This is a genomic window from Paraburkholderia bannensis NBRC 103871 (assembly GCF_000685015.1).
GTDB lineage: Bacteria > Pseudomonadota > Gammaproteobacteria > Burkholderiales > Burkholderiaceae > Paraburkholderia > Paraburkholderia bannensis.
The window spans coordinates 58,322-80,150 of sequence record NZ_BAYA01000022.1; the positions used below are offsets into that span (position 1 = coordinate 58,322).

Below are 21,829 nucleotides of genomic sequence, written 5' to 3' on the forward strand. Positions count from 1 at the left end.
TGGGCCAGCGGCTTACTCGCCGCTTTCCTCGCGCTCGCGGCTCTTGCGCAGCGCCTTTTCCTCCAGACCCGACAGGCCTTCGCGGCGCTCCAGCTCCGCCAGCACGTCGGCGGGGCTCAGGTCGAAGTGCGACAGCGTGACGAGACAATGGAACCACAGATCGGCCATTTCGCCGACGAGCGCCTTCGGCGCGCCGCCCTGGCGCACGTCCTTCGCGGCCAGCACGACTTCAGTGGCTTCCTCGCCGACCTTCTTGAGCACCGCGTCGTCGCCCTTGTGAAAGAGGCGCGCAACGTAGGAGGAGTCCGGATCGCCGCCCTTGCGGCTGTCGATCACGGCTGCGAGGCGCAGCAGCGTGTCGTTGGTGTTCAGTTGCGTCATTTGTAGATGTCTTCGGGGTCTTTCAGCACGGGATCGACGGCGACCCAGCGGCCTTCGTCGACAGTGCCTTCGAATTGCTGGAAAAAGCACGAGTGGCGGCCCGTATGGCACGCGATGCCGGACACCTGCTCGATCTTGAGCAGCACGACGTCTTCGTCGCAGTCGAGGCGAATCTCACTCACGTGCTGCACGTGGCCCGATTCCTCGCCCTTGAACCACAGGCGCTGGCGCGAGCGCGAGAAGTACACCGCGCGGCGCAGCTCGACGGTCTTGGCGAGCGCCTCGCGGTTCATCCACGCGAACATCAGCACGTCGCCGGTCGTGGCTTCCTGGGCGATCACCGGCACGAGGCCGTTGACGTCCCAGTTGACCTTGTCGAGCCAGCCTGCGTTTTCGATCGAAGTCGTCATGGCGTTACATCCTCACCGAAATGCCCTGGTCGGCCATGAAGCGCTTCGCTTCGCCGACGGTGTGCTCGCCGTAGTGGAAGATGCTCGCCGCGAGCACCGCATCGGCGTGGCCCTTGACGACGCCGTCCGCCAGATCCTGCAGGCCGCCCACGCCGCCCGAGGCAATCACGGGCACCGGCACCGCGTCCGAGACGGCGCGCGTGAGGTCGAGGTCGAAGCCGCTCTTGGTGCCGTCGCGATCCATGCTGGTCAGCAGGATTTCGCCTGCGCCAAACTCGGCCATCTTGCGCGCCCATTCGACGGCATCGATGCCCGTGGCCTTGCGCCCGCCGTGCGTGAACACTTCCCAGCGCAACGGTTCACCCGGCGCGGACGTACGCTTGGCGTCGATCGCCACGACGATGCACTGCGAGCCGTACTTGTCCGCCGAATCGCGCACGAGCTGCGGATTCGCGACCGCCGACGAGTTCATGCCGACCTTGTCCGCGCCCGCGTTGAGCAGGCGGCGCACGTCGGTGACGGCGCGCACGCCGCCGCCCACCGTCAGCGGAATGAAGACCTGCGAGGCCACCGCTTCGATGATCGGCAGGATCAGGTCGCGCCCGTCGGAGGTGGCGGTGATGTCGAGGAAGGTGAGTTCGTCGGCGCCCTGCTCGTCATAGCGGCGCGCGATTTCGACGGGGTCGCCCGCGTCGCGCAGCTCGACGAAGTTGACGCCCTTGACGACCCGTCCAGCGGTCACGTCGAGACAGGGGATGATGCGTTTGGGTAGAGCCATGATCTTGCCGATGTTGCCAGTCGGTTGGGTGTCTTTCGTGCGCGGCGCTTGCGCCTCCACTTCCACGAAGCACGTTCATTGTCGCGCTTTGCCGCCTGTCGCGAAATGGCGAAACAGGCGGATGTGGCGGGCCTGAAACCCGCGCGCGCATGCACGCGCGCGTGGCCGCATAAAAGCAAAAGGCCTCCGGTGACGGAGGCCAGGTGCGCGACGCTTAAGCGTCGTCGGATTCGCGCAGGCTGTCCGCGCGCGTTTGCGCCGCCGCGAAATCGAGGTCGCCCGAGTAGATCGCACGGCCACAGATCACGCCTTCGACGCCTTCGTCTTCGACTTCGCACAGCGCGTCGATGTCGGCGAGGTTGGACAGGCCGCCGCTCGCGATGACCGGAATCTTCACCGCACGCGCAAGGCGCACCGTCGCTTCGATATTGATGCCTTGCAGCATGCCGTCGCGGCCGATGTCGGTGTAGATGATCGATTCGACGCCGTAGTCCTCGAACTTGCGTGCGAGATCCGCGACTTCGTGGCCGGTGAGCTTGCTCCAGCCGTCGGTGGCGACCTTGCCGTCCTTCGCGTCGAGGCCGACGATGATGTGGCCCCCGAACGCCGTGCACGCTTCCTGGAGGAAGCCCGGGTTCTTCACAGCCGCGGTGCCGATGATCACGTAAGAGAGACCGTCGTCGAGGTAACGCTCGATCGTGTCGAGGTCACGGATGCCGCCGCCCAGCTGGACGGGGATCTTGTCGCCGACTTCGCGAATGATTTCGCGGATCGCGTCTTCGTTCTTCGGCTTGCCCGCAAAGGCGCCATTCAGGTCGACGAGGTGCAGACGGCGCGCGCCGCGCTCGACCCAATGTCGGGCCATGGCCGCCGGTTCCTCGGAGAAAATAGTCGCCTGGTCCATATCGCCTTGTTTAAGGCGCACGCAGTGACCGTCTTTGAGATCGATGGCCGGAATCAGCAGCATAGCTATCGGGTGATATCTGGAAGTGTGGTTGAAATCAGCCGGCTTCGGCGGAAAAAAGGCCCGTTCCGACGCCGTTTCGCTAGTTTAGTACAACTCTTTCGGCGGCCTTGCTGAGGAAAATCGGCCTGGGCGCACGTCGAGCGTGGCCTGGCCATCAGTGCCATCAGCGCCGCCAGTGAATTACGGGTTCCAGTGCACGAAGTTGCGGTACACGCGCAAGCCCGCCGCGGCGCTCTTTTCCGGATGGAATTGGGTGGCGAAGATGTTATCCCGCGCCACGGCCGAGGTAAAGGCAGCGCCATACGGCGTTTCGCCCACGGTGTGCGCCGCGTCGGCGGGCACCACGTAGTAGCTGTGCACAAAGTAAAAGTAGCTTTCGTCGGGCACGCCGTCCCAGAGCGCATGTGCGCGCGACTGGCGCACGCGGTTCCAGCCCATCTGCGGCACCTTGAAGCGCGAGCCGTCGTCCTGCAACTGGTCTGCCAGGTCGAAACGCACGACCTTGCCCGGCAACAGGCCGAGGCCCTTCGTGTCGCCTTCCGCGCTCCAGTCGAACAGCATCTGCTCGCCCACGCACACGCCCATCAGCGGCTTGTTGCGCGACGCTTCGATCACGGCGTCCTGGAGGCCCGATTCCGCGAGGCTGCGCATGCAATCGGGCATGGCGCCCTGCCCCGGCAGCACCACGCGATCCGCCGCGCGGATCGCTTCCGGGCGCTCGACGATCTGCACGTCGGCTTCAGGAGCCGCCTGTTTCAGCGCCTGGGCGACCGAACGCAGGTTGCCCATCCCATAATCCACAATCGCAATTGAAGTAGTCATCTCGATTCAGGACTGTCCGTCCTGCTATCCGGCATGACGACACCGGCAGTGCGCAAGCCGCATGCGCCAGTGTCGAAACCCATGAATGTACGCGTTCCCGGCGCGGCACGCTCGCAGAGCGCAGCGCATGGCCAGCGCTTCGCGGCCGCGTTGCCGGTCAAACCGCTTAAAGGCTGCCCTTCGTCGACGGAATCTTGCCCGCCTGGCGCTCGTCGAATTCGGCGGCCTGGCGCAGCGCGCGGCCAAACGCCTTGAACACGGTTTCCAGCTGATGGTGAGCGTTCAGGCCACGCAGGTTGTCGATATGCAGCGTCACGCCGGCGTGATTGACGAAGCCGCGGAAGAATTCGATCGACAGGTCGACGTCGAAGCTGCCGATGCGCGCGCGCGTGAACGGCACGTGGAATTCGAGGCCCGGGCGGCCCGAGAAGTCGACCACGACGCGCGACAGCGCTTCGTCGAGCGGCACATAAGCATGGCCATAGCGACGAATGCCCTTCTTGTCGCCGATCGCCTGGGCGACCGCCTGACCAAGCGTGATGCCGACGTCTTCGACCGTATGGTGGTCGTCGATATGCGTGTCGCCATGCGCCTCGACTTCGAGATCGATCAGACCGTGTCGTGCGATCTGATCGAGCATGTGGTCGAGAAACGGCACGCCGGTCTTGAGCTTTTGCTCACCGGTGCCGTCCAGATTGATTTTCACGCTGATTTGCGTTTCGCTGGTGTTGCGAACGACTTGCGCGACGCGCATGGCAATTTCCTTCAAACAGCCCGTAACAGGAGGGATTTTAGAGAGGGCTCGCTCAGGACACGTGGGGACGGTTCACTTGAGGACAAGCTTCAGGGCGGCGAGCAACTGCGCGTTTTCGTCGGGGCTCCCGACGGTCAGGCGCACGCAATTCGCCAGCAATGGGTGCATTTTACTCACGTTTTTGACCAGCACCCGTGCAGTCAATAGCGTATCGAACACAGCGGGCGCGTCGGGCACGCGCACGAGCAGGAAATTTCCGGCGCTTTCGAACACTTCCGCGCCCGGCAATTTCGCCACTTCGGCGGCCAGTTGCGCACGGCCCGCGCGCAGTTGTGCGGCCTGCGCGTCCAGCACATCGAGGTGATCGAGCAGGAAGCCCGCGGCCGCCTGGGTGAGCACGTTGATGTTGTACGGCGGGCGCACCTTGTCGAATTCGTTGAGCCACGCGGAGCGGCCCGCGAGATAGCCCAGACGGATGCCCGCCAGGCCGAGCTTGGACATCGTGCGCATCACGACCACGTTGTCGAACTCGCCCGCGCGCGCCATCCAGCTCTGCTGCGCGAACGGCTGATACGCCTCGTCGATCACCACCAGACCATTCGCGGCAGCGGCGGCGGCGATCACGCGCTCGATATCGGCGTCCGGGAACAGCGTGCCGGTCGGATTGTTCGGATACGCGAGCCAGATCACGGCCGGACGATGCTCGCCGATCGCGGCGACCATGGCGTCGGTGTCGAGCGTGAAATCGGCATTCAAGGGCACGCCGACGAACTCCACCTGCGCGAATTTCGCCGACATCGCGTACATCACGAAGCCCGGCAGCGGCGCGAGCACCTTGGCGCCCGGCTTGGCGCACGCCATCGTGACCATGCTGATGATTTCGTCCGAGCCGTTGCCGAGCAGCACGTCGCAGTCGGTCGGCACGTGCATCGCCGCCTTGAGCTTCGCCATCAGCGCTTCGGGGCGCGGGGCCGGATAGCGGTTGAGCGCCACGCCTGCGAGATGCTCGCCCAGCCGCGCGGCCAGATCGGCGGGCAGCGGGTACGGGTTCTCCATCGCGTCGAGCTTCACGAAGCCGGTGGCGTCAGGCACCGGATAGCTCGTCATGGCGAGGACGTCGGGGCGAATGATGTCTTGAGGTGTCGTCATGTCTGCATGGCTCGCGCGCCAAAGCGGCGAGCCGGATCGGGCGGCTCAGGTGCTGCGTGGGCCGCCCTGGTTCTTGTTGGTCTCTGGCGTGCGGTTACTTCGGTGTTCCAGGCATCGAATGCTGCCAGCGGGCGCTGTGGCGCCCAGTGCGGCGGGCATTCGAAGGTCTCCTTCCGGGGTTCCTTCAATGCTTGCAAACATCTCGATATTCGTGCGCGGCAATGCCGCGCCAGCGCGCCGCCCGAACGTGCCGGGTGGCGCCTGACGCTTCAACGCATCAGTTCTTCATGCGGTATTCGGCGCTGCGCGCGTGGGCCTGCAGGCCTTCGCCGTAGGCCAGTTCCGCGGCGATTTCGCCGAGCGTCTGCGCGCCTTCCGCGCTGACTTCGATCAGGCTCGAACGCTTGATGAAATCATAGACGCCCAGCGGCGACGAGAAACGTGCGGTACGAGACGTAGGCAGCACGTGATTCGGCCCCGCACAGTAGTCGCCCAGGCTTTCGCTGGTGTAGCGGCCAAGGAAGATCGCGCCTGCGTGGCGGATTTCGGCGCCCCACTTCTGCGGCTCCAGCGCCGAGATTTCCAGGTGTTCCGGCGCAATGTCGTTGGCGATCGCGCAGGCTTCGGCCATGTCGCGCACCTTCACGAGCGCGCCGCGATTGGTGAGCGACGTCGCGATCACTCCGGCGCGCGGCATGGTCGGCAGCAGCTCGTCGATGGCGGCTTCCACGCGCTTGATAAAGCTCTCGTCCGGGCACAGCAGGATCGATTGCGCGAGCTCGTCGTGCTCGGCCTGCGAGAACAGATCCATTGCGACCCAGCGCGGATCGGTCGTGCCGTCGCAGATCACGAGGATTTCCGAGGGCCCGGCGATCATGTCGATGCCGACCGTGCCGAACACGCGGCGCTTGGCCGATGCCACATACGCATTGCCCGGGCCGCAGATCTTGTCGACCGGCGGAATCGTGTCGGTGCCGTAGGCGAGCGCGGCAACCGCCTGCGCGCCGCCGATCGTGAACACGCGATCGACGCCCGCGATCAGCGCCGCCGCCAGCACGAGCGGGTTCTTCACGCCGTCCGGCGTGGGCACGACCATGATGATTTCGCGCACGCCCGCGACGCGCGCCGGAATCGCATTCATCAGCACCGACGACGGATACGCCGCCTTGCCGCCCGGCACATACAGGCCGACGCGGTCGAGCGGCGTGACCTTCTGGCCCAGCACGGTGCCGTCCGATTCGGTGTACTGCCAGCTATGCGAGCCGCACTCGATGCGCTGCTTCTCGTGGTAGCCGCGCACACGCGCCGCGGCCGCTTCGAGCGCCGCGCGCTGCTTCGGTTCGAGGCTTTCGAGCGCTGCTTCGAGTTCGCTGATCGGCAGTTCGAGCGCCGCGACGCTCTTTGCGTCCAGGCGGTCGAAGCGCTGCGTGTACTCGAGCACCGCCGCATCGCCGCGCGCCTTCACGTCGGCCAGGATCTGCGCCACCGAGCGCTCGATCGCCTCATCTTCGCTCGCCTCGAACGCGAGCACCGCGTGCAGCGCCTTCTTGAAGCCTGCCGCGCTGGAGTCGAGTTTGCGAATCGTGATAGCCATGCTGAATTCCATCCGTATCGGTAATGCGCGGGGCGCGCGCGACGTCTTTTGAGATACGTCGCGCGCGGGCGGCGCGGGTTGGCGTGAGGTGCGCGGGCTTGCGACGCTCGCGCACCTCACCCCTTAAGCGGCTTGCTCGCCGCGCGACGCGCGTTCGAACGCGTCGAGGAACGGCCGCAGTGCGGCGCGCTTGAGCTTGAGCGCCGCCTGGTTCACGACGAGGCGCGACGAGATCTCCATGATCTCTTCGACTTCGACGAGGTCGTTCGCGCGCAGCGTGCCGCCGGTGCTCACCAGGTCGACGATCGCGTCGGCCAGGCCGACCAGCGGCGCGAGTTCCATCGAGCCGTACAGCTTGATCAGGTCGACGTGCACGCCCTTGGCCGCGAAGTGCTGGCGCGCGGCTTCGGTGTACTTGGTCGCCACGCGCAGGCGCGCGCCCTGGCGCACCGCATTGGCGTAATCGAAGCCGTTCTTCACGGCCACCGACAGGCGGCAGCGCGCGATATCCAGGTCGATCGGCTGATAAAGGCCGCCGCCGCCGTGTTCGTTGAGCACGTCCTTGCCCGCCACGCCGAAGTCGGCCGCGCCGTACTCCACGTAGGTGGGCACGTCGGTCGCGCGCACGATGATGACGCGCAGGTTCGGGTCGGTCGTCGGCAGGATCAGCTTGCGCGAGGTTTCCGGATCTTCGGTCACGTGCACGCCCGCTGCGGCGAGCAGCGGCATCGTCTCTTCAAAGATGCGGCCCTTCGACAGCGCGAGCGTCAGCGGCGCGCCGGCTGCGGCAGCCGGCGTGGGTTGCGATTGAACCGTGCTCATGCCTCGCTCCCCTTGATGCGTTTCACGTTCGCGCCGAGCTTCGTCAGCTTGGCTTCCATGCGGTCATAGCCACGGTCGAGGTGATAGATGCGGTCGATCAGCGTTTCGCCTTCGGCGCACATGGCGGCGATCACGAGGCTGGCCGACGCGCGCAGGTCGGTGGCCATCACCTTCGCGCCCGAGAGCTTTTCAACGCCCGCGACCAGCGCGGTCTTGCCTTCGATCGTGATGTGCGCGCCCAGGCGGTTCAGTTCCTGGACGTGCATGAAGCGGTTCTCGAAGATGTTTTCGACCACTTGCGAGGTGCCGTCCGCGATCGTGTTGAGCGCCATGAACTGCGCCTGCATGTCGGTCGGGAACGCCGGGTATTCGGAGGTGCGCAGATTCACGGCGCGGGCGCGCTCGTGCATCGTCACGCGCATCCAGTCGTCGCCTTCCTCGATCGTCACGCCAGCTTCGCGCAGCTTGTCCGTGACCGCGTCGAGCGTGTTCGGACGCACGTTGCGCAGCACGACATCGCCGCCCGCTGCCGCGACCGCGCACAGGAACGTGCCGGCTTCGATGCGATCGGGAATGACGGTGTGCTGGGCGCCGTGCAGCTTCTCGACGCCCTGGATCACGAGGCGGTCGGTGCCGATGCCGTCGATCTTCGCGCCCATCGCCACGAGCAGGTTCGCGAGGTCGCCCACTTCGGGCTCGCGCGCGGCGTTCTCGATCACGGTTTCGCCATCGGCCAGCACGGCGGCCATCAGCAGGTTTTCCGTGCCGGTGACCGTGATCATGTCGGTGACGATGCGCGCGCCCTTCAGGCGCTTCGCGCGGGCTTCGATGAAGCCGTGCTCGATGTTGATCTCGGCGCCCATCGCCTGCAGACCCTTGATGTGCTGGTCGACCGGACGCGCACCAATCGCGCAGCCGCCCGGCAGCGACACCTTCGCTTCGCCAAAGCGCGCGAGCAGCGGCCCGAGCACGAGGATCGAGGCGCGCATGGTCTTGACCAGCTCATACGGCGCCACGAGGCTCGTGACGTTCGACGCGTCGAGCTGCACGCGCGTGCCGTCCTGTTCGGTGCGCACGCCCATCTGGCTGAGCAGCTTGAGCGTGGTGCGCACGTCCTGGAGATCGGGCACGTTGTCCAGCTGGACGGGTTCGGCGCTCAGGAGGCCGGCGCACAGAATCGGCAGCGCAGCGTTCTTCGCGCCGGAAACGATGACTTCCCCCGCGAGCTTTTGCCCGCCGACGATGACGAGTTTGTCCATGCCTGAAGTTTCCTGATCGATGCGGCCGGCTTGAGTGGTCGCGTCTTGATGAGCGGCGCCGCTGGCTGCGGCGCCTTTATCCTGGGTAATTCGCACTGAGATTCCAGATTATGCGTTCTGCCATTCGGCGGGCGTGAGCGTCTTCATGCTGAGCGCATGAATTTCCTGGCGCATCCGGTCGCCGAGCGCCGCATAAACGAGCTGATGGCGCTGGATCAGACGCTTGCCGTCGAACGCCGACGAGACGATCGTCGCGAAGAAGTGCTGACCATCGCCCTCGACTTCGAGGTGCTCGCACGCGAGACCTGCCGAGATGTACTGCTTGACCTGTTCCGGAGTCGGCAACGTAGCTGACATGGGTAGTGCTCCTGCCTGAATTTCACTTAGTGGCGCAGCTTGTAGCCGCTTGCGAGCAGACGCATCGCAATGGCCGCCAGCACCACGAAAAAGACGAAAACGATCGCGAGGCTCGCGAGCGGGTTGATATCGGACAAACCGAAGAACCCGTAACGGAAGCCGTCGATCATGTAAAAGAACGGGTTAAGCCGCGACACTTCGCGCCAGACCGGCGGCAGCGTATGCGTCGAATAGAACACGCCCGAAAGGAACGTGAGCGGCATGATGAGAAAGTTCTGAAACGCCGCGAGCTGGTCGAACTTCTCGGCCCAGATCCCGGCGATCAGGCCGAGCGTGCCGAGAATCGCCGAGCCCAGCACCGCAAAGGCGATGATGTAGAGGGGCGCGGAAAAGCTCATCGGAATGAACCAGATCGTCACGACGAACACGCCCGCGCCAACGGCGAGGCCGCGCACGATCGAGGCGAGCACGTAAGCCCCAAACATCTCCCATGCGGCCAGCGGCGGCAATAAGACGAATACGAGATTGCCCGTGATCTTCGACTGGATCAGCGAAGATGACGAATTGGCGAAGGCGTTCTGCAGCACGCTCATCATCACGAGACCCGGGATCAGGAAGCTCGTGTATTCCACGCCCGGATAGACTTCGACGTGCCCGCGCAGCGCGTGGCCGAAGATCGTCAGGTAGAGCAGCGCGGTGATGACCGGGGCCAGCACCGTCTGGAAAGCGACCTTCCAGAAGCGCAGCACTTCTTTATAAAACAGCGTACGGAAACCGCTCATGCAAGCCCCTCGATCACTTCCGGCCCGTTCATGACCTGTACGAAGACGTCTTCCAGATCGGCCTTGCGCACTTCCATCTCTTCCAGCTTGCAGCCGTTCGCGCGGCACAGGCCCAGGATGCGCTCGACCTCGTCGTAGCTCGTGAGACGCAGCAGGTGCTGGTTGCCGTTGCTGTTCGGCAGGTTCGAGATATCGACTTCGAGCGAACGCAGTTCGGTGGGCAACGCGCCTTCGGAGAAGCGCAGATAGAGCTGCGTGCCCGCGAAACGCTGCAGCAGCGTGCTGGTGCGCTCAAGCGCCACCACCTCGCCGCGACGCAGCATGGCGATGCGGTCGCAGAGCTCTTCCGCTTCTTCGAGGTAGTGCGTGGTCAGCACGATGGTGTGCCCTTCGCGGTTCAGGCGCGCGATGAACTTCCAGAGCGTCTGGCGCAGTTCGACGTCCACGCCGGCGGTCGGCTCGTCGAGCACGATCACGGGCGGACGGTGCACCAGCGCCTGCGCGACCAGCACGCGGCGCTTCATGCCGCCCGAAAGCGCGCGCATGTTGACGTCGGCTTTCTCGGTGAGGTCGAGATTGGCCATGACCTCGTCGATCCACGCGTCGTTGTTGCGCAGGCCGAAGTAGCCGGACTGGATGCGCAGCGTCTCGCGCACCGTGAAGAACGGATCGAAGACGAGTTCCTGGGGCACGACGCCCAGGTTGCGGCGCGCGTTGCGGTAATCGCCGACGACGTCGTGACCGCGTACCGCGATCGTGCCCTCGTCGGGCCGTGCGAGGCCGGCGAGGCAACTGATGAGCGTCGTCTTGCCCGCGCCGTTCGGGCCGAGCAGCCCGAAGAACTCGCCTTCTTCAACCGTGAAGCTGACGCCCTTGAGCGCCTGAAGCTCTTTGTAGCGCTTCTTGACGTTGCGGATTTCTATGGCTGGCATGACTCAGACGCCGCCCGTTTTGAACGGCGCGGCCGGTAAGTGCATCAATGCTGCGGGGAGACCGCGGGGAAACTTATTTGGGGACGGCTTTTTGCGCCTTCGCCGCGTCCGGAAACCCGGGGCAGCGCCCAAAAAACATTTGATTATAGGCCAAGTCGCAAAGGCCGACCCGACCTTGGTCTGAACAGGGAGATGGAGAATGCACCGGTTTGCGGCGGCTGCGCATCTGGTGATGAACCAGCGCGGCGCGCCGCCAGCCGGTGCGCGTCAATGTCGCTCGTGCAGGAGCGTATCGACGCCGTAGGCGCGCGCCAGAGCGGCGAGCGAGGCAGGCAGATTGAGGACGCTGAGGGTGGCGCCGCGTTCGTTCGCGGCGCGCTGCCAGGCGATCAGCACGGCAAGCGCGGAAGAGTCGAACTGCGTCAGCGGCGCGCAATCGACAGCCGTGGCGCCCGCCTTGATCTGGGCGAGACCCGCCGAGAGCGCGGCGTTCGCGCTCTCGTGGGTCAGCGTGGCGCCCGTAGCGAAGCGTTCGCTCACGAAGCAGCCTTGCCTGCGGCGAGTTGCTGGTTACGCTGCGTCAGGAACGAGATCAGGCCTTGCACACCGCCCTGCTGGATCTTTTCCTGGAACTGCTGCTGGTACGCCTGGATCAGCCATGCGCCGAGCACGTTGATGTCATACACGCGCCAGCCTTGCGCCGTCTTGTACAGACGGTAGTCGAGCTCGATCGGCTGGCCGTTGTTCAGCACCGTCGAACGAACCACGACATCGGTATCGTCCGGGTTGGCGCGGAACGGCTTGTATTCGATCTGTTGATCGCGAACCTGGGCAAGCGCGCCCGAGTACGTGCGGATCAGCAGCATCTTGAACTGCTCGATGACCTGTTGCTGCTGGTCGGGCGTGGCGGCGCGCCAGTTGCGGCCCATCGCGAGCTGCGTGGTGCGGCGGAAGTCCGTGTACGGCAGGATCTTCTCGTTCACGAGCTGCGTGATCTTGGTGATGTCGCCCGACTGGATCGACTTGTCGCCCTTGATCTGATCCATCACCTGCTGGGTGATGGTCTTGACCATGGCGTCAGGATTGCTGGTGTCGACGGTTTGCGCGGATGCTGAACCGGCAAACCCGGCGAATCCGGCAAACGCAAAAAACATGGCAAAAAGCGGAGACAGAAAGAATTTTTTCATATCGAGTCCTGCAAGTTGGGGAAATACGCCCCGTTGGACGCCAACGATATCACGCGAGTTCTATCGCACTGAGTCAATAAGTGCCAGGAAACTGCGACAAGCGTATCGACTTGTTACGTCAGACGTGTGCCAGGGGACGCCGGCGTGACGCGGCCAGGTTGCCGCGCGCCACGCCGGATGTCTCATTCAACCCGTGCTCAATGCAGACGCAGCATTCCCGGATAACCGAGACGCGCCGGCGGCACCATCTGGTCGCCGGGCACGTTGGTCGCCGAAGCGGCGTTCGGCACTTGCGCACCGGAGGCCGACTCCGGCGTCGCAGCGCCAGCCGGGCCTTCGAGCGTGGCCGGTGCGGACGTTACGCCGTTCGGATAAGCCGGCGGCATGCTGGCCGCGCTCGGCGTAGCAGCACGTGCGGTGCCCGAGGCCGGGACGGCGGCAGCCGCGCCGGACGCCGGTGCAGCCGCTGCCCCGCCATCGTCGGGTTCGCCGTAGTTCGGCAGCGGTGCGCCATCGCCGTAGTCGGGCACGCCCGACGCCGAAGCGCGACCATCCGACAGCAGATAGCGGCGGCGCTGCAGGTAGGTGTTACGTACGAACGAATACTGGTCGATCGCCGCGCCCTGGAGCAGGTCGCTCGCGCCGAGCAGGTTCGCACGCGTGCTGATGACGTTCAGGCCGTAGAGGCCCCACGACACCGCCGACGAATCGATGTAGCTGATGGGGTTGATGAAGTAGTTGCCCACCAGGCCCACGCCGTCGCGCACCGTGCTCGGGCCGAACAGCGGCAGCACGAGGTACGGGCCCGGCGGCACGCCATAGTGGCCAAGCGTCAGGCCGAAGTCCTGGTTGTGCTTGGGCAGCTTCGCGAGCGTCGCCACGTCGAACAGGCCGCCTACGCCGAAGACCGTGTTGATCACGATCCGCATGATGTCTTCGACACCATCGGTGATCTTCAGCTGGAGGAAGTTGTTGGCCGCGTTATAGACGTCGCCGATGTTGGCGAAGAAGTTCGTCACGCTGTCACGCACGGGCTGCGGCGTGATCTTTACGTAGCCCTTGGCGACCGGCTTGAGCGCGTACTGGTCGACCTTGTCGTTGAAGGTGTAGACCGTGCGGTTGAAGCCTTCCCACGGATCGTCCTTCGACGGCGTCTGCACCGTCGAGCACGCCGTCAGCGCAAGCGCTGCAACGCCGATCGTGATGGCGCGCATGCGTGTGGTGTTCATCTTTTATTCTCCTTATTGGGCCGCCGCGCCGGAGCCTGCCTGCGCTGGCACCGGTGCAGGAGCCGGTGCGGCGCTATCGCCGCCCGCTGCCCCGCCTGCCGCCCCGTTCGCGGCTCCGTTGCCTGCGCTACCACCCGCGCTGCTGCCAGATTTCGAAGCGCCCGAATCGGCCGCCTTGCTATAGAGGAACTGACTGATCAGGTTCTCAAGCACGATCGCCGACTGGGTCATGGCGACGGTGTCGCCATTCTTGAGCATTTCGGTGTCGCCGCCCGGCTCCAGACCGATGTACTGCTCGCCGAGCAGGCCCGACGTCAGGATCTTCGCCGACGAGTCCTTCGGGAACTGGTACTGCTGGTCCAGGTTGATCGTCACGAGCGCCTGATAGGTGTTGCTATCGAAGCCGATCGACGCCACGCGGCCCACGGTCACGCCCGCGCTCTTGACGGGCGCGCGCGGCTTGAGGCCGCCGATGTTGTCGAATTTCATCTTCACGGCGTAGGTCTGCTGGAACGAAAGCGAGCTCATGTTGCCGGCCTTCAGCGCGAGAAACAGCAGCGCAATGAAGCCCAGCACCACGAACAGGCCGACCCAGAAGTCGAGAGCAGTCTTTTTCATCGTCATCCCAATGAGAATCCGTTGCGGCGCCGCCCTGATCCAGGCGACTGCCGCGCAGCCCGCACGCCGCCATCAGGCAGGCGTGTCACGGGCCTAATCCTTAGCTGAACATCAGCGCGGTAAGCAGGAAGTCGAGGCCGAGCACCGCAAGCGATGCGTACACGACGGTCTTGGTCGTTGCGCGCGACACGCCTTCGGGCGTGGGCTTCGCTTCGTAACCCTGGTACAGCGCGGTGAACGTGACAGCGAAGCCGAACACGATGCTCTTGATCACGCCGTTGCCCACGTCAGTCCAGACGTCGACGCCGCCCTGCATCTGCGACCAGAACGCGCCCGAATCCACGCCGATCAGCAGCACGCCCACCACGTAGCCACCCAGAATGCCGACGGCGCTGAAAATCGCCGCCAGGATCGGCATGGCGATCACGCCCGCCCACATGCGCGGCGCGACCACGATACGCACGGGATCGACCGCCATCATTTCCATGGCCGTCAGTTGCTCGCCCGCCTTCATCAGGCCGATTTCGGCCGTGAGCGACGTGCCCGCGCGGCCCGCGAACAGCAGCGCCGTGACCACCGGGCCGAGTTCGCGCACGAGCGAAAGCGCGACCAGCAGCCCAAGCGCCTGCTCCGAACCATAACGGTTGAGCGTGTAATACCCCTGCAACCCGAGCACGAAGCCAACGAACAGCCCCGACACCGCGATGATCAGCAGCGAATAATTACCGACGAAGTGGATCTGCTTCGTGACAAGACGCGGACGGCGCAGCAGCGGGAAAAATTCCAGCACGAGGCGCACGAAGAAACGCGTGGCGTGGCCCGCGCGCGTGATCGAGTCGAGCACGCCGCGGCCGACCGAACTGAAAGCGCCGATCATGAGCGGCCTCCGCCAATGCCGAAGTCCGCATCGAGCGGCACATTCGTCGGGTAATGAAAACGGAACGGGCCGTCCGGTGCGCCGTCGATGAACTGGCGCACGATCGGATCGGTCGAGGCGCGCAGCTCCGCAGGCGTGCCCTGCGCCTGCACCTTGCCGTTCGCGACGAAGTAGACGTAATCGGCGATGGCGAACGATTCCGGCACGTCGTGCGTGACGAGGATGGACGTCGCGCCGAGCGCGTCGTTCAGCGTGCGGATCAGGTTCGCCGTGATGCCGAGGGAAATCGGGTCGAGGCCCGCGAAGGGCTCGTCGTACATCATGAGTTCGGGGTCGAGCGCGATGGCGCGCGCAAGCGCCACACGGCGCGCCATGCCGCCCGAAATCTCCGACGGCGCGAGGTCGCGCGCGCCGCGCAGACCCACGGCGTTGAGCTTCATGAGCACGAGGTCGCGGATCAGTTCTTCGGGCAGATCGGTGTGTTCGCGCAAGGCAAAGGCGACGTTCTCGAACACGGACATATCCGTGAACAGCGCACCGAACTGGAACAGCATGCCCATCTTGCGGCGCAGCGCGTAAAGACCTTCGCGCGTCTGCCTGCCGACGTCCTGACCCTGAAACAGCACCTGGCCGCGCTGGGCGCGCACCAGACCGCCGATCAGGCGCAGCACCGTGGTCTTGCCGCCGCCCGAGCCGCCCATGACCGCGACCACCTGACCGCGGCCAAAGCGCATGTTCAGTCCGGACAGGACGAGCCGGTCGCTATAGCCGAAGTCGACGTCGCGCAGCTCCAGAAGGGTCTCAGAGGATGAGGGCACGTAAGCTGACAAGTCCATTTACACGAAGGCGGGATTATAGGGCCATCGTGAAATTGATGCCGTGATGCGCCCATGACCCTTTGATGAAGCAACGGCGCCGTCTGGCGCCCGTTGCCGCTCGTTCCTCGCCGCTTCGCGCCCCGATTAAACCGGGTGCGCGACTTGCGCCGAGGCCGGGCCATTATTGCGTAAACGCTTTGCGCAGCGCAGCAACGGCGGCAGCCGGATCGGCCGCCTCGGTGACCGCGCGCACGACGGCCGCACTGCCCGCGCCGGTCGTCAGCACTTCCGGCAGCACGGCGCCGTCGATGCCGCCGATCGCGACCATCGGCACCACGCCGTCCAGCAGTTGCACGTAGCGCTTGAGGCGCTTCATGCCCTGCGGAGCGGTCGGCATTTCCTTGGTCGTTGTGGCGAACACCGCGCCGCACGCGATGTAGCTCGGGCGGAAGTGCAGCGCCGTGAGCATCTCGAAGTAGCCATGTGTCGACAAACCTAAACGAATGCCCGATGCGGCCAGCGCGTTGAGATCGGCTTCGCGCAGATCCTCCTGGCCGAGGTGGACGCCGTAAGCGCCTGCGGCCATGGCCGCCTGCCAGTGATCGTTGATGAAAAGTTGCGCGTCGTGCTTGCGGCCTGCCGCAACGCAACGCTCGATCTCGTCCGTGAGCTCAGGCGATGCGGTCTTCTTGCTGCGCAGCTGCACGGTCTTCACGCCGAAGCCGAGCACGCGCTCGACCCAGTCGGCGGTGGGCAGAACCGGGTAAAGGCCCAGCTTTTGCGGGCAGGTCGCGAACGGCCGCGCGGGCGCGTCGGGCAAGCCGAGCACGCGCGGGAAGCGCGCGATGTCCACCGGCCAGGCGTCGGCTTTCTGCTCGTCGCCGTCGCGCCAGGCGAGGGCCAGCACGAGCGCGTCGTGCGGATCGAAACCGCAGTCGAGGAACGCCGCCAGCGCCGGGATCCAGTCTTCGGCGAGCGTGCCTTCGAGCGCGTAGCGCTCGCCGCCCAGATGCAGCGTGACGAGCGCGGCTTGCGCTTTGTCCACGTTACCGGCGTTGTCGGGCTGACCGGCTTTCGCCTCGATCACGCCCGCGCCTTCGGTCATCCAGCGCGCGATGCTCGCGAGATGCGGCGCGGCGTCGGTCACGATGATGAGGTCGCCGCCATTGGGCGCGTCCGGCGGCGTCAGGCACAGGCGCCACGGCGCCTGCGTGGCCGGCCAGTCGCCGAGCGTCGCCCGGATGCGTTCGGCGGTTTCGGTGAGTTCGTCGGCCGGCGGCCAGAACAGTTCGCGGTCTTTGAGTCGCAGCGTGTCAGTCATTATTTGCCTCCATCCTGGTGCCAGAACGGCATGCCGACCACCGGCGTGCTCGCCACGGCGGCTTCGCGTTCGGCCATCGGCCCGGCCAGATAAGCCGTGCGGCCCGCTTCCACGCCCAGCGCGAACGCGCGCGCCATCGCTTCCGGATGCGTCGCCTGCGCCACCGCCGTATTCAGCAGCACGCCGTCGAAGCCCCACTCCATCACCTGCGCCGCGTGCGACGGCAGGCCCAGGCCCGCATCGACGATCAGCGGCACGTCGGGCAGCCGCTCGCGCAGCACGCGCAGGCCGTAGGGATTGATCACGCCCTTGCCGGTGCCGATGGGCGCGCCCCACGGCATCAGCGCTTCGCAGCCCGCGTCGAGCAGGCGGCGGCCGATCACGAGATCCTCGGTGCAATAAGGCAGTACCTTGAAGCCATCCTTCACGAGCCGCGCGGCGGCTTCGATCAGGCCGACCGGGTCGGGTTGCAGCGTGTAGTCGTCGCCGATCAGTTCGAGCTTGATCCAGTCGGTCTCGAACACTTCGCGCGCCATGTGGGCCGTGGTCACGGCTTCGTTGACGGTGAGGCAGCCGGCCGTGTTCGGCAGCAGCGGCACGCCGTGGCGCTTGAGCAGGTCGAAGAAACCGGCTTCGGCGGTGCCATCGTTCATCTGGCGGCGCAGCGCGACGGTGATCATGCCGGGGCGCGCGGCTTGCATCGAATCGGACAGCGATTGCAGCGACGGATAGCGCGAGGTGCCGAGCAGCAGGCGGCCCTGGAAGGTTTCGCCGTAGAGCGTGAGCGCGTCGGCGGTAGGTAAGGTGGTCATGGCGTGGAATCCTTGAGCGAAAGACGCGGAGGCAAGACGTCGAGCGTGCGGCGCGAGCCGACGATCAGCCGCCCGCCACCGGGCTCACGACGTCGAGGCGGTCGCCCGCCGACAAGGTGCGCGCGCCATGCTGGCCACGCGCGACGAAATCGCCATTCAAGGCGACGGCAAACGGGGGACGCGCGCCGAAGGCGGCAAGCGCATCGGCGACAGTCGCGCCCTCGGGCAGCGTGAGCGGCTTCTGGTTGATCTGAATGTCCATGGCGAATCGGGTCACTTCGTTAAATCGTTGCGGGGCGCAAGGCGCGCGCCGCGCTTCGTGATTGCGGCGGCGCACGTCATCAGGCGTGGGCGCGCTCGCTGTGTGTGTCCTGCCCTGCAGTCGCGTGCAGCATCGAGGCCCAGCGCGACTCGGCACGCAGCGCCTCGAAAGCGTCGGCATCGGCGAGCTTGCCCGCCAGCATCGCTTCGGCCATGCGCACGGCTTCGTCGGCGACGGCGGGCGCGATCATGAAACCGTGGCGATACAGGCCGTTCACGCGCAGCGTTTTGCCGTCACCCCGGCCAGCGTCCCAGATCAGCGCAGGACGATGGTCAGGCAGCGTCGGGCGGCACTGCGAATTGAGTTCGAGAATGCGCGCCTCGCCGAACGCCGGATGCACGGCAAAGGCCGCGCTCAGCAGTTCGAGCGCCGAGCGCACGCTCACCGGCGAGCGGTCTTCGCCCTCGATTTCCGTTGCGCCGATGACGTAGAGATCGTTCTGCTTCGGCGCGATATAGAGCGGATAGCGCGGGTGCAGCAGGCGCACCGGACGCGTCAGGCCGATACCCGGCGCGTGCACGCGCGCGACTTCGCCGCGAATGCCGCGCAGCGCGGGCAGCGCGGGCTTGGCGCCGAGGCCCCGGCAATCGATCGTCACGCGCGCCTGCGGCAGGTTGGCGTCATCGACGCTCGTGTTCCAGTGCGTTTGGACGCCGCGTTGTGCAAGGCCTGCCGCGAGCGCCGCCAGCGCCTGGCGGTTGTCGAGCTGGCCTTCGCCGTCGAGCAGCCAGCCGCGCGCGAAACGCCCGGCGAGCGCCGGTTCGGCGGCGTCGAGCTGCGCGCCCTGGAGCGTCGTGAAGTGCGCATCGGCGAGCTCGCGCGGCGCGTTGGCGCGCACGCGTCGCTCGAACAGCGGCGCTTCGGTGCGGTCGGCGTGATGCCAGACGACGAGCGTGCCGTTGCGCTGGAAGAACACCGGCTCGGGCAACTCGGCCAGAATGCACGGCCACGTTTCGAGCGAGGCGACGCCCAGTTCGGTGATCAGCAGTTCGGCGACCGCGGCTTCGGCGAGCGGCGCAAGCATGGCCGCCGCGACCCAGGCCGCGGCTTCCCCGCCCTCGGGGCCGCCGCGCTCGTAGAGCGCCACGCGATGGCCCGCGCCCGCGAGCCGCCAGGCGACGAGTCGTCCGCTCAGCCCGCCGCCCAGCACGGCGAAATCAGGCATGGCTGATCCTGGCGCGCGTGCGCCGGAAACCGGGGAATGATCGGAAATCAAATTGGAAGCAGCGGTCATCGTATCCTTTCCGTACGGCAAAAATGCGTACCCAAGGACGAAACCGGCTGGCAAGGCCGGCCGTGCAAACGATGTGACGCGCGAAACTGGTCATGCGCCGCAAGGATTGCCCGGCGGGAATCTGGACGCCTGAATAATCAGACGATGAGCGAATGAATAATCGCCCCCTATCGACTGATCAACTGGATCAAAACTGATCGATGGCGCCAGCAAGACTTTCCGGAAACTTCCCGCGCCGGTATTACCCGGATCGGGTGCGAAGGGTCTCTCTCAGCCTCACTCCGGCATGCCGGTGAAGCACCCCTGTTTCGTCAACGGCCATTAGACCACAAAAGCCGCGCGAGCCGCAAACGGCCGGGGCAGGCGCACAATCTCTGCTCTGGCACAATGCGCTGAACCGGCGCAAACCGCGTGGCGCAGGCGCAAAGTGTGACAATACCGGCCCTGCCGCGCCGCGCGTGTGCAGGCCCGCTTAAGCATGCCGATTAAGACTCGCTTAAGCGGTGCGGGACAGAATCGCAACGCTGACAGACGAACGTCAAAGCCAACGTCAAAAACTTCAGCGCACGGCATCACGCCACGCATGGCGGGCATCGTCGACGCCGGCCGCGGGCCGGCACAACATCAGGACGCACATGACCAACTCCACTCCCCGCGCCACGCCGGATCAGAACGAGCATCACAAGATCACGGCCTGGAGCCTGATCAAGCCCTACTGGGTCTCCGAGGAACGCTGGATCGCCTGGAGCCTGCTCGTCGCGATCATCGTGATGAACCTGCTCGTCGTGTGGATCAACGTGCGGCTCAACAGCTGGAACGCGGACTTCTACAACGCCCTGCAGAACAAGGACGTCAAACAGTTCCCGCATCTGCTGATGATCTTCACCGGGCTTGCGTTCGGCTTCATCATCCTCGCGGTGTACGGGCGCTATCTGCGCCAGATGCTCGGGTTCCGCTGGCGTCAGTGGCTCACGACGCGCTTCCTGAGCGACTGGCTCGGCAAAGGCGCGTTCTATCGCATCGAGCGCGACCGTCTCGCCGATAACCCCGACCAGCGTATCAGCGACGACCTGCAATCGTTCGCCACCACCACGCTTTCGCTCACGCTCGACCTGCTCTCGACGGTCGTGACGCTGGTGTCGTTCATCACGATCCTGTGGTCGCTGGCTGGCGCGCTAACCTTCTCGCTGGGCGCGACGCCCATCACGATTCCGGGCTACATGGTGTGGGCCGCCGCGCTCTACGCCGTGTTCGGCTCGCTGGTGATCCAGAAGGTCGGCCATCCGCTCGTGTCGATCAACTACCAGCAACAGAAGGTCGAGGCCGACTTCCGTTTCGGCCTGATCCGCCTGCGCGAAAACGCCGAACAGATCGCGCTCTACGACGGCATGGAAACCGAGCGCGGCAACGCACAGGGCCTCTTCACGCACATCCGCGACAACTGGTGGCGCGTGATGAAGTACACGAAGCGCCTCACCTTCGTGCTGAGCTTCTACGGCCAGATCGCGATTATCTTTCCGCTCGTCGTGGCCGCGCCGCGCTACTTCGCGGGCGCGTTCACCTTCGGCGTGCTGATGCAGATTTCGCAGGCCTTCGGCACCGTGAGCGACTGCTTCTCGTGGTTCATCAACAGTTACGCCACCCTCGTCGAATGGCGCGCTACCGTGAACCGTCTGCGCGAATTCGTGCGCGTCGTGCATTCGCCGCGCCTGAAGGAAAGCGTCTCGCCGGCCACGGAACACGGCGGCATCAACCTGCATTACGTCGATGCGAGCGAGCTTTCCACCGAACACCTGAAACTCGCGCTGCCCAACGGCAAGCCGCTTTCGGAAGTGCGCGACATCGCCATCAAGCCGGGTTCGCGCTGGCTCGTGCGCGGGCCGTCGGGCTCGGGCAAGAGCACGCTGATGCGCGCGCTCGCGGGTCTGTGGCCGTTCGGCGAAGGCTCGATCGATGCGCCGGTGGATGCACGCATGATGTTCATTCCGCAGCAAAGCTACCTGCCGATCGGCACGCTCAAGGCGGCGCTCACCTACCCCTCGCCCGCCGACGATTACAGCGACGAGGACTGCCGCGAAGCACTGCGCGCCTGTCGCCTGGAGGAGTACGCCGATCGCCTGAGCGAGTCGGCGCACTGGTCGCGCGTGCTGTCGCCGGGCGAGCAGCAGCGCCTTGCTGGCGCGCGCGTGCTGCTGCACAAGCCCGACTACCTGTTCCTCGACGAAGCGACCAGCGCGCTCGATCCGGACAACGAAGGCCGTCTCTACAAGCTGTTCGTCGAACGCCTGCCCAAGGCGGCGATCGTGAGCGTCGCGCACCGCGAGTCGCTTGAGGCGTATCACGGCGAGACGCTCGAAATCGCGCGCTCGCCTGAAGAGCGCGTCGCGGCTTAAGCCCAGCGCAC

General features: G+C 65.6%; 24 protein-coding genes and 1 riboswitch. Of the genes, 1 reads left to right on the forward strand and 23 read right to left on the reverse strand.

Annotated features, from left to right (window positions below):
- Positions 1-12: 12 nt before the first annotated feature.
- From BBA01S_RS27645 to BBA01S_RS43040, 23 genes are all read right to left on the reverse strand, one after another.
- Positions 13-381 carry a phosphoribosyl-ATP diphosphatase gene (locus BBA01S_RS27645; RefSeq protein WP_027819284.1) on the reverse strand — a complete coding sequence of 123 codons (369 nt, stop codon included), beginning with the start codon at positions 379-381 and terminating at the stop codon, positions 13-15.
- Entirely contained in the window at positions 378-791 is a 414-nt protein-coding gene (hisI, locus tag BBA01S_RS27650; protein ID WP_027819285.1) for a phosphoribosyl-AMP cyclohydrolase, read from the reverse strand. Before hisI ends, BBA01S_RS27645 begins: the two co-directional genes overlap by 4 nt.
- 4 nt (positions 792-795) lie before the next feature.
- Positions 796-1,569, reverse strand: coding sequence for an imidazole glycerol phosphate synthase subunit HisF (gene hisF / locus BBA01S_RS27655; protein WP_027819286.1), 774 nt, complete (start codon positions 1,567-1,569; stop codon positions 796-798).
- A gap of 214 nt (positions 1,570-1,783) precedes the next feature.
- Entirely contained in the window at positions 1,784-2,536 is a 753-nt protein-coding gene (hisA, locus tag BBA01S_RS27660) for a 1-(5-phosphoribosyl)-5-[(5-phosphoribosylamino)methylideneamino]imidazole-4-carboxamide isomerase (protein ID WP_027819287.1), read from the reverse strand.
- A 180-nt stretch (positions 2,537-2,716) separates the two neighbouring features.
- Positions 2,717-3,358: an imidazole glycerol phosphate synthase subunit HisH gene (hisH, locus tag BBA01S_RS27665; protein ID WP_027819288.1), complete on the reverse strand. Its 642-nt coding sequence runs from the start codon at positions 3,356-3,358 to the stop codon at positions 2,717-2,719.
- Positions 3,359-3,524: 166 nt separating this feature from the next.
- Complete coding sequence (gene hisB / locus BBA01S_RS27670; RefSeq protein WP_027819289.1) at positions 3,525-4,112, reverse strand: imidazoleglycerol-phosphate dehydratase HisB; 588 nt, start codon at positions 4,110-4,112, stop codon at positions 3,525-3,527.
- Positions 4,113-4,184: 72 nt separating this feature from the next.
- The gene (hisC, locus tag BBA01S_RS27675) at positions 4,185-5,261 is read right to left on the reverse strand and encodes a histidinol-phosphate transaminase (protein ID WP_027819290.1); all 1,077 of its coding nucleotides are present in this window, start codon (positions 5,259-5,261) and stop codon (positions 4,185-4,187) included.
- 277 nt (positions 5,262-5,538) lie between these two features.
- Positions 5,539-6,855, reverse strand: coding sequence for a histidinol dehydrogenase (hisD, locus tag BBA01S_RS27680; protein WP_027819291.1), 1,317 nt, complete (start codon positions 6,853-6,855; stop codon positions 5,539-5,541).
- A gap of 123 nt (positions 6,856-6,978) precedes the next feature.
- A complete protein-coding gene (gene hisG / locus BBA01S_RS27685) occupies positions 6,979-7,677 on the reverse strand; it encodes an ATP phosphoribosyltransferase (protein WP_042298004.1) in 699 nt (232 codons plus the stop codon).
- Positions 7,674-8,936 carry a UDP-N-acetylglucosamine 1-carboxyvinyltransferase gene (gene murA / locus BBA01S_RS27690; RefSeq protein ID WP_027819293.1) on the reverse strand — a complete coding sequence of 421 codons (1,263 nt, stop codon included), beginning with the start codon at positions 8,934-8,936 and terminating at the stop codon, positions 7,674-7,676. Before murA ends, hisG begins: the two co-directional genes overlap by 4 nt.
- Before the next feature lie 108 nt (positions 8,937-9,044).
- Positions 9,045-9,293 (reverse strand): BolA family protein, encoded by a 249-nt coding sequence (locus tag BBA01S_RS27695; protein WP_042298005.1) that lies wholly within the window; start codon positions 9,291-9,293, stop codon positions 9,045-9,047.
- Between the two features lie 26 nt (positions 9,294-9,319).
- Positions 9,320-10,075 (reverse strand): ABC transporter permease, encoded by a 756-nt coding sequence (locus BBA01S_RS27700; RefSeq protein ID WP_027819295.1) that lies wholly within the window; start codon positions 10,073-10,075, stop codon positions 9,320-9,322.
- Positions 10,072-11,007, reverse strand: a complete 936-nt coding sequence (locus BBA01S_RS27705; protein ID WP_027819296.1) for an ABC transporter ATP-binding protein — start codon at positions 11,005-11,007, stop codon at positions 10,072-10,074. Before BBA01S_RS27705 ends, BBA01S_RS27700 begins: the two co-directional genes overlap by 4 nt.
- 267 nt (positions 11,008-11,274) lie before the next feature.
- Positions 11,275-11,547 (reverse strand): STAS domain-containing protein, encoded by a 273-nt coding sequence (locus tag BBA01S_RS27710; RefSeq protein ID WP_027819297.1) that lies wholly within the window; start codon positions 11,545-11,547, stop codon positions 11,275-11,277.
- Entirely contained in the window at positions 11,544-12,194 is a 651-nt protein-coding gene (locus BBA01S_RS27715; protein WP_027819298.1) for an MlaC/ttg2D family ABC transporter substrate-binding protein, read from the reverse strand. The genes BBA01S_RS27710 and BBA01S_RS27715 overlap by 4 nt, the downstream gene beginning before the upstream one ends.
- Positions 12,195-12,391: 197 nt before the next feature.
- A complete protein-coding gene (locus BBA01S_RS27720) occupies positions 12,392-13,423 on the reverse strand; it encodes an MlaA family lipoprotein (protein WP_027819299.1) in 1,032 nt (343 codons plus the stop codon).
- 12 nt (positions 13,424-13,435) lie between these two features.
- On the reverse strand, positions 13,436-14,047 hold the full coding sequence (gene mlaD, locus BBA01S_RS27725; RefSeq protein WP_027819300.1) for an outer membrane lipid asymmetry maintenance protein MlaD: 612 nt from the start codon (positions 14,045-14,047) through the stop codon (positions 13,436-13,438).
- 94 nt (positions 14,048-14,141) lie between these two features.
- Positions 14,142-14,918 carry a lipid asymmetry maintenance ABC transporter permease subunit MlaE gene (gene mlaE, locus BBA01S_RS27730; protein WP_027819301.1) on the reverse strand — a complete coding sequence of 259 codons (777 nt, stop codon included), beginning with the start codon at positions 14,916-14,918 and terminating at the stop codon, positions 14,142-14,144.
- Positions 14,915-15,736, reverse strand: a complete 822-nt coding sequence (locus BBA01S_RS27735) for an ABC transporter ATP-binding protein (RefSeq protein WP_027819302.1) — start codon at positions 15,734-15,736, stop codon at positions 14,915-14,917. The genes mlaE and BBA01S_RS27735 overlap by 4 nt, the downstream gene beginning before the upstream one ends.
- A 181-nt stretch (positions 15,737-15,917) precedes the next feature.
- On the reverse strand, positions 15,918-17,057 hold the full coding sequence (gene thiE / locus BBA01S_RS46135; RefSeq protein ID WP_084162581.1) for a thiamine phosphate synthase: 1,140 nt from the start codon (positions 17,055-17,057) through the stop codon (positions 15,918-15,920).
- Positions 17,057-17,869 (reverse strand): thiazole synthase, encoded by an 813-nt coding sequence (locus tag BBA01S_RS27745; protein WP_027819304.1) that lies wholly within the window; start codon positions 17,867-17,869, stop codon positions 17,057-17,059. The genes thiE and BBA01S_RS27745 overlap by 1 nt, the downstream gene beginning before the upstream one ends.
- Before the next feature lie 64 nt (positions 17,870-17,933).
- The gene (gene thiS, locus BBA01S_RS27750; protein ID WP_027819305.1) at positions 17,934-18,131 is read right to left on the reverse strand and encodes a sulfur carrier protein ThiS; all 198 of its coding nucleotides are present in this window, start codon (positions 18,129-18,131) and stop codon (positions 17,934-17,936) included.
- 79 nt (positions 18,132-18,210) lie between these two features.
- Entirely contained in the window at positions 18,211-19,356 is a 1,146-nt protein-coding gene (locus tag BBA01S_RS43040) for an FAD-dependent oxidoreductase (protein WP_042298007.1), read from the reverse strand.
- Between the two features lie 279 nt (positions 19,357-19,635).
- Positions 19,636-19,740, reverse strand: a riboswitch (TPP riboswitch).
- A gap of 320 nt (positions 19,741-20,060) precedes the next feature.
- Here BBA01S_RS43040 and BBA01S_RS27760 point away from each other — a divergent pair.
- Positions 20,061-21,818, forward strand: a complete 1,758-nt coding sequence (locus BBA01S_RS27760) for an ABC transporter ATP-binding protein/permease (protein WP_027819306.1) — start codon at positions 20,061-20,063, stop codon at positions 21,816-21,818.
- The last annotated feature ends 11 nt before the right edge of the window (positions 21,819-21,829 follow it).

Excerpts from the sequence above, each read along its gene's own strand:
- thiE (WP_084162581.1), bottom strand. The coding sequence starts at position 17,057 with ATGACTGACACGCTGCGACTCAAAGACCGCGAACTGTTCTGGCCGCCG.
- hisA (WP_027819287.1), bottom strand. The coding sequence starts at position 2,536 with ATGCTGCTGATTCCGGCCATCGATCTCAAAGACGGTCACTGCGTGCGC.
- BBA01S_RS43040 (WP_042298007.1), bottom strand. The coding sequence starts at position 19,356 with ATGCCTGATTTCGCCGTGCTGGGCGGCGGGCTGAGCGGACGACTCGTC.
- hisC (WP_027819290.1), bottom strand. The coding sequence starts at position 5,261 with ATGACGACACCTCAAGACATCATTCGCCCCGACGTCCTCGCCATGACG.
- hisB (WP_027819289.1), bottom strand. The coding sequence starts at position 4,112 with ATGCGCGTCGCGCAAGTCGTTCGCAACACCAGCGAAACGCAAATCAGC.
- BBA01S_RS27695 (WP_042298005.1), bottom strand. The coding sequence starts at position 9,293 with ATGTCAGCTACGTTGCCGACTCCGGAACAGGTCAAGCAGTACATCTCG.
- hisH (WP_027819288.1), bottom strand. The coding sequence starts at position 3,358 with ATGACTACTTCAATTGCGATTGTGGATTATGGGATGGGCAACCTGCGT.
- mlaD (WP_027819300.1), bottom strand. The coding sequence starts at position 14,047 with ATGACGATGAAAAAGACTGCTCTCGACTTCTGGGTCGGCCTGTTCGTG.
- hisD (WP_027819291.1), bottom strand. The coding sequence starts at position 6,855 with ATGGCTATCACGATTCGCAAACTCGACTCCAGCGCGGCAGGCTTCAAG.
- hisF (WP_027819286.1), bottom strand. The coding sequence starts at position 1,569 with ATGGCTCTACCCAAACGCATCATCCCCTGTCTCGACGTGACCGCTGGA.
- BBA01S_RS27705 (WP_027819296.1), bottom strand. The coding sequence starts at position 11,007 with ATGCCAGCCATAGAAATCCGCAACGTCAAGAAGCGCTACAAAGAGCTT.
- BBA01S_RS27700 (WP_027819295.1), bottom strand. The coding sequence starts at position 10,075 with ATGAGCGGTTTCCGTACGCTGTTTTATAAAGAAGTGCTGCGCTTCTGG.
- BBA01S_RS27745 (WP_027819304.1), bottom strand. The coding sequence starts at position 17,869 with ATGACCACCTTACCTACCGCCGACGCGCTCACGCTCTACGGCGAAACC.
- BBA01S_RS27645 (WP_027819284.1), bottom strand. The coding sequence starts at position 381 with ATGACGCAACTGAACACCAACGACACGCTGCTGCGCCTCGCAGCCGTG.
- BBA01S_RS27760 (WP_027819306.1), top strand. The coding sequence starts at position 20,061 with ATGACCAACTCCACTCCCCGCGCCACGCCGGATCAGAACGAGCATCAC.
- BBA01S_RS27715 (WP_027819298.1), bottom strand. The coding sequence starts at position 12,194 with ATGAAAAAATTCTTTCTGTCTCCGCTTTTTGCCATGTTTTTTGCGTTT.
- hisG (WP_042298004.1), bottom strand. The coding sequence starts at position 7,677 with ATGAGCACGGTTCAATCGCAACCCACGCCGGCTGCCGCAGCCGGCGCG.
- BBA01S_RS27720 (WP_027819299.1), bottom strand. The coding sequence starts at position 13,423 with ATGAACACCACACGCATGCGCGCCATCACGATCGGCGTTGCAGCGCTT.
- hisI (WP_027819285.1), bottom strand. The coding sequence starts at position 791 with ATGACGACTTCGATCGAAAACGCAGGCTGGCTCGACAAGGTCAACTGG.
- mlaE (WP_027819301.1), bottom strand. The coding sequence starts at position 14,918 with ATGATCGGCGCTTTCAGTTCGGTCGGCCGCGGCGTGCTCGACTCGATC.
- murA (WP_027819293.1), bottom strand. The coding sequence starts at position 8,936 with ATGGACAAACTCGTCATCGTCGGCGGGCAAAAGCTCGCGGGGGAAGTC.
- thiS (WP_027819305.1), bottom strand. The coding sequence starts at position 18,131 with ATGGACATTCAGATCAACCAGAAGCCGCTCACGCTGCCCGAGGGCGCG.